This is a genomic window from Arthrobacter sp. Dra40, assembly GCF_059091905.1.
In genome coordinates this window covers 1-5,391 of sequence record NZ_JBNHHB010000291.1, presented here as the reverse complement: position 1 = coordinate 5,391, position 5,391 = coordinate 1, and the positions used below count along the sequence as shown (strand labels likewise).

The following is a 5,391-nucleotide window of genomic DNA, read 5'->3' as shown; positions in this document are numbered from 1 at the left end:
GGGCGCCTGCCGGCAGACGCCCACCCGGCGGTTCCCCTTCACTCTTTCCCATGTCAGGAGACACCATGGACCCCTTCGGTTCAGCCACCGCTCTGGCCGCCGCGATCCGTAACCGCGAGATCAGTCCGGTTGAAGCCGCCAATACCTACCTGGAACGTATTGACCGGATCAATCCGGGAATCAACGCGATCGTGTGGCGCAACGACGGCGAAGTCCGCGCCGCCGCCCGCGAAGCGGAACGTGCCGTGGTTGCCGGGGAACCCCTGGGCCCGTTCCACGGCGTCCCCATCCCGATCAAGGATTTATCCGATGTAGCCGGACAACCCAACACCCACTCCTCCCTGGCGATCAGTGACACGCCCCGCGCGGAGAGCAGCCTCGTGGTCCAGAAGCTGCAGGCCGCCGGCTTCCTGCTGATGGGCCGCACCAATTCCCCGGAGCTGGGCCCCTTGACCGTCTCCGAAAACCGGCGGCATGGGACGACGCGCAACCCGTGGAACACCGACTACACCCCCGGCGGTTCCAGCGGCGGGGCCGCCGCCGCAGTTGCCGCCGGCTTGGCACCGATCGCGCATGCCTCTGACGGCGGAGGATCCATCCGGGTGCCCTCCTCCGCCTGCGGGCTGGTGGGTCTCAAACCCAGCCGGGCACGCGTCCCACAAGAGGTTTTTGCCTGGGAGCATTCGACAGTTGAAGGCGCCATCGCCCGCAGCGTTGCCGATTCAGCGGCCATCCTGGACGCGATGAGCGGCACCGACCCCCATGCTTGGTATTCGGCCCCTGTTCCGGAACGCCCTTTCGCTTCCGAAGTCGGGGCAAATCCGGGCCGGCTCCGGATCGGGATGCTGCTGGAAGCTCCGACCGGATTGCCCGTTGACCCGGACTGCGTCGAAGCGGCCCGCAAGCTCGCCCACGTACTCGAAGGCGCCGGCCACCATGTCTTCGACGCGGCTCCCCTGCTCTTCTCACGGGAAGCAATCGACGCCTTCCAGGTGATCATCAGCGCTTCCGTCTGGGCTACTGGCTTCGATGACGTGTCCCAGGTCGACCCCTACATCGCCTACCGGATCAAACAGGCCGAAGGCTTCCATTCAGGCCTCTACGCCCGGGCCGCCGCCCAACTTCAGCTGGAGTCGCGCCGTATCGTAGCCCAGTGGGGCCGTGACTTCGATGTGCTGCTGACGCCAACCATGGCAACCACCACCCCACCCGTAGGCGTGGTGCTGGAGGAAGCCAACAACAACCCCGGCGGCGCGCGGGAGACCGAAATCCGGATGATCTCTTTCACATCCTTCTGCAACATGTCGGGCCAGCCTGCCATCAGCCTCCCGGTCCACACAGACAACAGGGGCCTGCCTGTCGGTGCCCAACTGGTGGGGGCACCTTTCGGCGAGGCACAGCTCATCGCCCTGGCAGCCCAGGCCGAGGATCATTTCCGGTGGCAGGACCGATTGGCACCGGTGCCGGCGGAAGTTTTGTCATGACGGCCGGAGCGAAAATCCTCGAAGCAGGCACCACGGATTTCGCAGGCGGTGCTGCAGGTCCCGGACGCCGGAACGTCCCGCCGCGCGGGAACTGGACCTCCAATGCCTGGGTCAACTTTGCAATCAGGCGGACCGGCGGGCTGCTGCTCTCGCTCTTCCTGCTGGTCGTCCTCACCTTCATGATCGTCCCGCTTATTCCGGGTGATCCGGCGCGCGCCATTGCCGGAACTGATGCTTCGCCGGAAACGCTGGCCCGGCTGCGCGAGCAGATGGGCCTGGACGATCCCTTGCCGCTGCGCTTCCTCGACTACTTAACAGGATTGCTCCAGTTCGACCTTGGCACGAGTTTCCGGTTCAACGACGCGGTTGCCGGCATCGTCGCCACGAAGCTGCCGTATACCGCACAGCTCGCGTTGATGGCGATCGCCGTGGTGTTGGTGGTCGCCATCCCGGCCGGCATGGGCGTGGGCGTCCTGACCCGCGGCGGACGCCGGCGTTGGCTGGACCTGGTCTTCAGCAACGTTGCAGGCTTCCTGGCTTCCCTTCCGGGCTACGTGACCGCCACGTTGCTGATCGTGGCGTTCGCGATCATGGTGCCGATCTTCCCGGCCGGTGGCGCCGACTCGCTGGCGGCACTTGTCCTGCCGACGCTGGCACTCGGAATCGGACCCGCCTGCGCCGTCGCCAGGGTCGTCCGCCAGGAAACGGCCACCGTCCTGGAACAGGACTACATGCGCACCGCACGCGGACGCCGCATCCCGCCGCTGCGGCTGTACCTGCGGCACGCACTGCCGAACCTGCTGACCAGTACGTTGACGTTGACGGGCCTGATCCTTGCCAGCCTGCTGGGCGGGGCAATCATCATCGAAACGGTCTTTAACTATCCCGGTCTGGGCAACGAGATCATCCAGGCGATCATCTACCGCGACTACCCGCTGATCCAGGGCATCATCCTGGTCATCGGCCTCATCGCCACACTGTTGAACATCCTGGTCGACGTCATCCTCGGCATCATCGACCCCCGCACCCTCGGAGCGAAGTCCCATGGATGAGAACACCGCACAACCCCGCCGCTTCCGGTGGAGCGCCGGGCTGGTCCTTGGACTCTTCCTGATCGGCGGCATGATCATCACCGCCGTCGTCGCGCCGCTGTTCCTCGCGGACGCCGCCGAGACCCTCACTCCCGATACCCGCCAGGGTCCTTCTCCCGAGCACCTGATGGGAACCGATGATTTCGGCCGGGACATTCTGGCCCGGTCCCTGGTCGCGACGCGGCTGACGCTCATCATGTCCGTTTCCGCAACTGTCATTGCCGTGATCGGCGGCCTGGCCCTGGGTGCGGGGGTGTGGCTGGCCCCGCGCCGCGTGCGTGAAGTTGCGCTGCGGCTCATTGAGGCAGCTGTCGCCTACCCATCCCTCATCCTGGCGCTGATCATTGCCGCCATTCTCGGCCCCGGCAGTGTGACGGCAGTGATTGCCATCGGCCTCGCCGGAATTCCCGGTTTCGCCCGGCTGACAGCCAACATGGCCGCCTCGGTATCACAGCGCAACTTCGTCGGAACCGCGCGCCTGCTGGGTGTTCCGGCACCGCTGCTCGCCGTCCGCCACCTACTGCCCAACATGGCGGAGCCGATCCTGGTGATGGCGACCTCCAGCTTCGCGCTGTCCCTGCTGGAAATCTCCTCGCTGTCCTTCGTCGGGCTCGGAGTGCAGAGCCCCGAGTATGATTTTGGCCGGCTGCTGAACGAGGGCCTGGTCTCCATCTACTCACAGCCGCTGCAGGTGGTGGTTCCCTCCATCATGCTGGTCGTTTCCGGTCTGGGAGCCATGCTGATCGGAGACGGCTTGGCCTCGGCGGCCGACCCGCGGGGCGGCCGCCGGTTCCTTGGCAAGCGCCTGCCTGCCCGCCGCCCGGTCTCGGCCAGCCCCGCGCCGGACGCGCTGCTTGAAGTCGACAACCTCACGGTCACCGCGCCCAACGGCAAGGAACTGGTCAAGGGCGTCTCCTTCAGCATCAAGAGCGGCGAAATCGTGGGCCTGGTCGGTGAGTCCGGATCCGGTAAATCCATGACCGCCATGACCGTGGCCGGTCTCCTCGCCGAAGGTGTCACGGCGGCAGCGCACACACTCCGCCTGGACGGATTGGATCTGCTGGCCCGGAACGACCCCAAGGTCCTGGCCTCCAGCATCGGCCTGGTCTTCCAAGACCCGGGGACCACCTTCAACCCGGCCCTGCGCATGGGTCCGCAACTGACCGAAGTGCAGCGCGTCCACCTTCGGCGGAACCGCAAGCAAGCAGACCAAGAAATGGTCACCGCCCTGGCTGAAATGAGCATCCGCGACCCTGAACTGAGGATGAGCCAGCACCCGCACCAACTCTCCGGCGGCATGCTGCAGCGGGCGGTGATCGCTTCCTCCACCGTGGCAGAACCGAAACTGCTGATCGCCGACGAACCCACCACCGCCCTCGACGTCACGGTCCAGGCCGAGGTCCTGCGCAAATTCCGGAAAGTAAACCGCGAACGCGGCACCGCCCTGCTGTTCATCTCCCACGACATCGGCGTGGTCCAGGAACTCTGCGACCAGGTGCTGGTGATGCACGACGGACAGATCCTCGAACGCCTCAGCGGGCGCGACCTGCAGGCAGGACACGCTACACACCCGTACACCCGTTCGTTGCTGGCCGCCACCCCCAGCATGACCGGGCCCCGCGCAGCACTTGCCGGAGCGCGATCCCAGCCAACGACCGGGAACGGCATGACCGAGTCGGACCAGTGAAAGGAAGACAGACCATGGACAGTTTCTCCCTGCCTGTGGCACGGGCCGACCGGCCGGAACCGGCAGACACTCCCCCACCCAGCCCGGCCCCCGCGCGGCCGCCACAGGACCAGCCCAGCCTCCCGGGCGCTGAGAAGGACGCCGCCGGCCTTCCGGATCTCCTCCTTAAAGTCGACAACGTCAGCGTCGATCTGGGTTCGGGTTCGAGTCGTTCGCGCATTCTGAACCGGGTGAGCCTGCAGATCCGGCGCGGACAAACGGTTGGTCTGGTGGGTGAGTCCGGTTCGGGGAAATCCACGCTGGCCAAAACCCTGATCGGGGACCTTGTCCCGACCAGCGGAGCGATCCGCTTCGATGGCCGCGAGACAAAAGACCTCAAACGGGCCGGTCTGCGACGCCTGCGCCGGAAGATCCAGCTGATCCCTCAGGACCCGTACTCTTCGCTGAATCCCCGGCGAACCATCGGACAAACCCTGGCAGAGGCTCTCGACCCGCTGGGGGCCAACCCGCGACGGCACGCTGCAGATATCGCCGGCTGGCTGGAGAAAGTGATGCTGCCGGCCGAGGCCGCCCATCGCTATCCGCACGAGTTCTCCGGCGGGCAGCGCCAACGCATCGCCATCGCCCGGGCCCTGGCGGTGCAGCCCGAACTCATCATCGCGGATGAGATTACGTCGGCACTCGATGTGACCACCCAGGCCGACATCCTCAACCTGTTGACCGACTTGCGCCGCGACCTCAACATGACCATGTTGTTCATCTCCCACAACCTCGCCGTAGTGCGCCACATCAGCGACGAAATCGCCGTCCTGTACCGCGGCGACCTGGTGGAGTCCGGCGGGATCGAAACCGTCTATTCCTCACCCTCCCATCCCTACACCCGCCGGCTGCTCGATTCGGTGCCCGGCGGCCCCGGCTTTAATATCGAGGGCGATGTCAACTGGGCCCCGCCCGCCGCCGAGGCGAGCGAAGGCGATGCCTCGTGAGAACCGGCGCGAAGGAAAGCACAACCGTCTTCCACTCGGGCCGCGTCTTCGACGGCCACTCCCTGCACGCCGACGCAACCGCCGTCGTCGTCCGCGGAAACCAGGTCGCCGCGGTGACATCCGACGATGAAGCCCGGCGCCTC

Annotated in this window: 4 protein-coding genes; all 4 read left to right on the top strand. The window is 66.1% G+C overall.

Going from position 1 to position 5,391, the window contains the following annotated elements; genetic code table 11:
• The first annotated feature begins 50 nt into the window (after nt 1-50).
• Genes AC5RWT_RS34150 through AC5RWT_RS34135 form a run of 4 tightly spaced genes read left to right on the top strand, consistent with a single transcriptional unit; the run spans nt 51 to nt 5,248 of the window.
• A complete protein-coding gene (locus AC5RWT_RS34150) occupies nt 51-1,484 on the top strand; it encodes an amidase (RefSeq protein ID WP_494084095.1) in 1,434 nt (477 codons plus the stop codon).
• The gene (locus tag AC5RWT_RS34145; RefSeq protein ID WP_494084094.1) at nt 1,439-2,536 is read left to right on the top strand and encodes an ABC transporter permease; all 1,098 of its coding nucleotides are present in this window, start codon (nt 1,439-1,441) and stop codon (nt 2,534-2,536) included. The genes AC5RWT_RS34150 and AC5RWT_RS34145 overlap by 46 nt, the downstream gene beginning before the upstream one ends.
• A complete protein-coding gene (locus AC5RWT_RS34140) occupies nt 2,529-4,262 on the top strand; it encodes a dipeptide/oligopeptide/nickel ABC transporter permease/ATP-binding protein (protein ID WP_494084093.1) in 1,734 nt (577 codons plus the stop codon). Before AC5RWT_RS34145 ends, AC5RWT_RS34140 begins: the two co-directional genes overlap by 8 nt.
• 14 nt (nt 4,263-4,276) lie before the next feature.
• On the top strand, nt 4,277-5,248 hold the full coding sequence (locus AC5RWT_RS34135; RefSeq protein WP_494084092.1) for an ABC transporter ATP-binding protein: 972 nt from the start codon (nt 4,277-4,279) through the stop codon (nt 5,246-5,248).
• Nucleotides 5,249-5,391 lie beyond the last annotated feature (143 nt).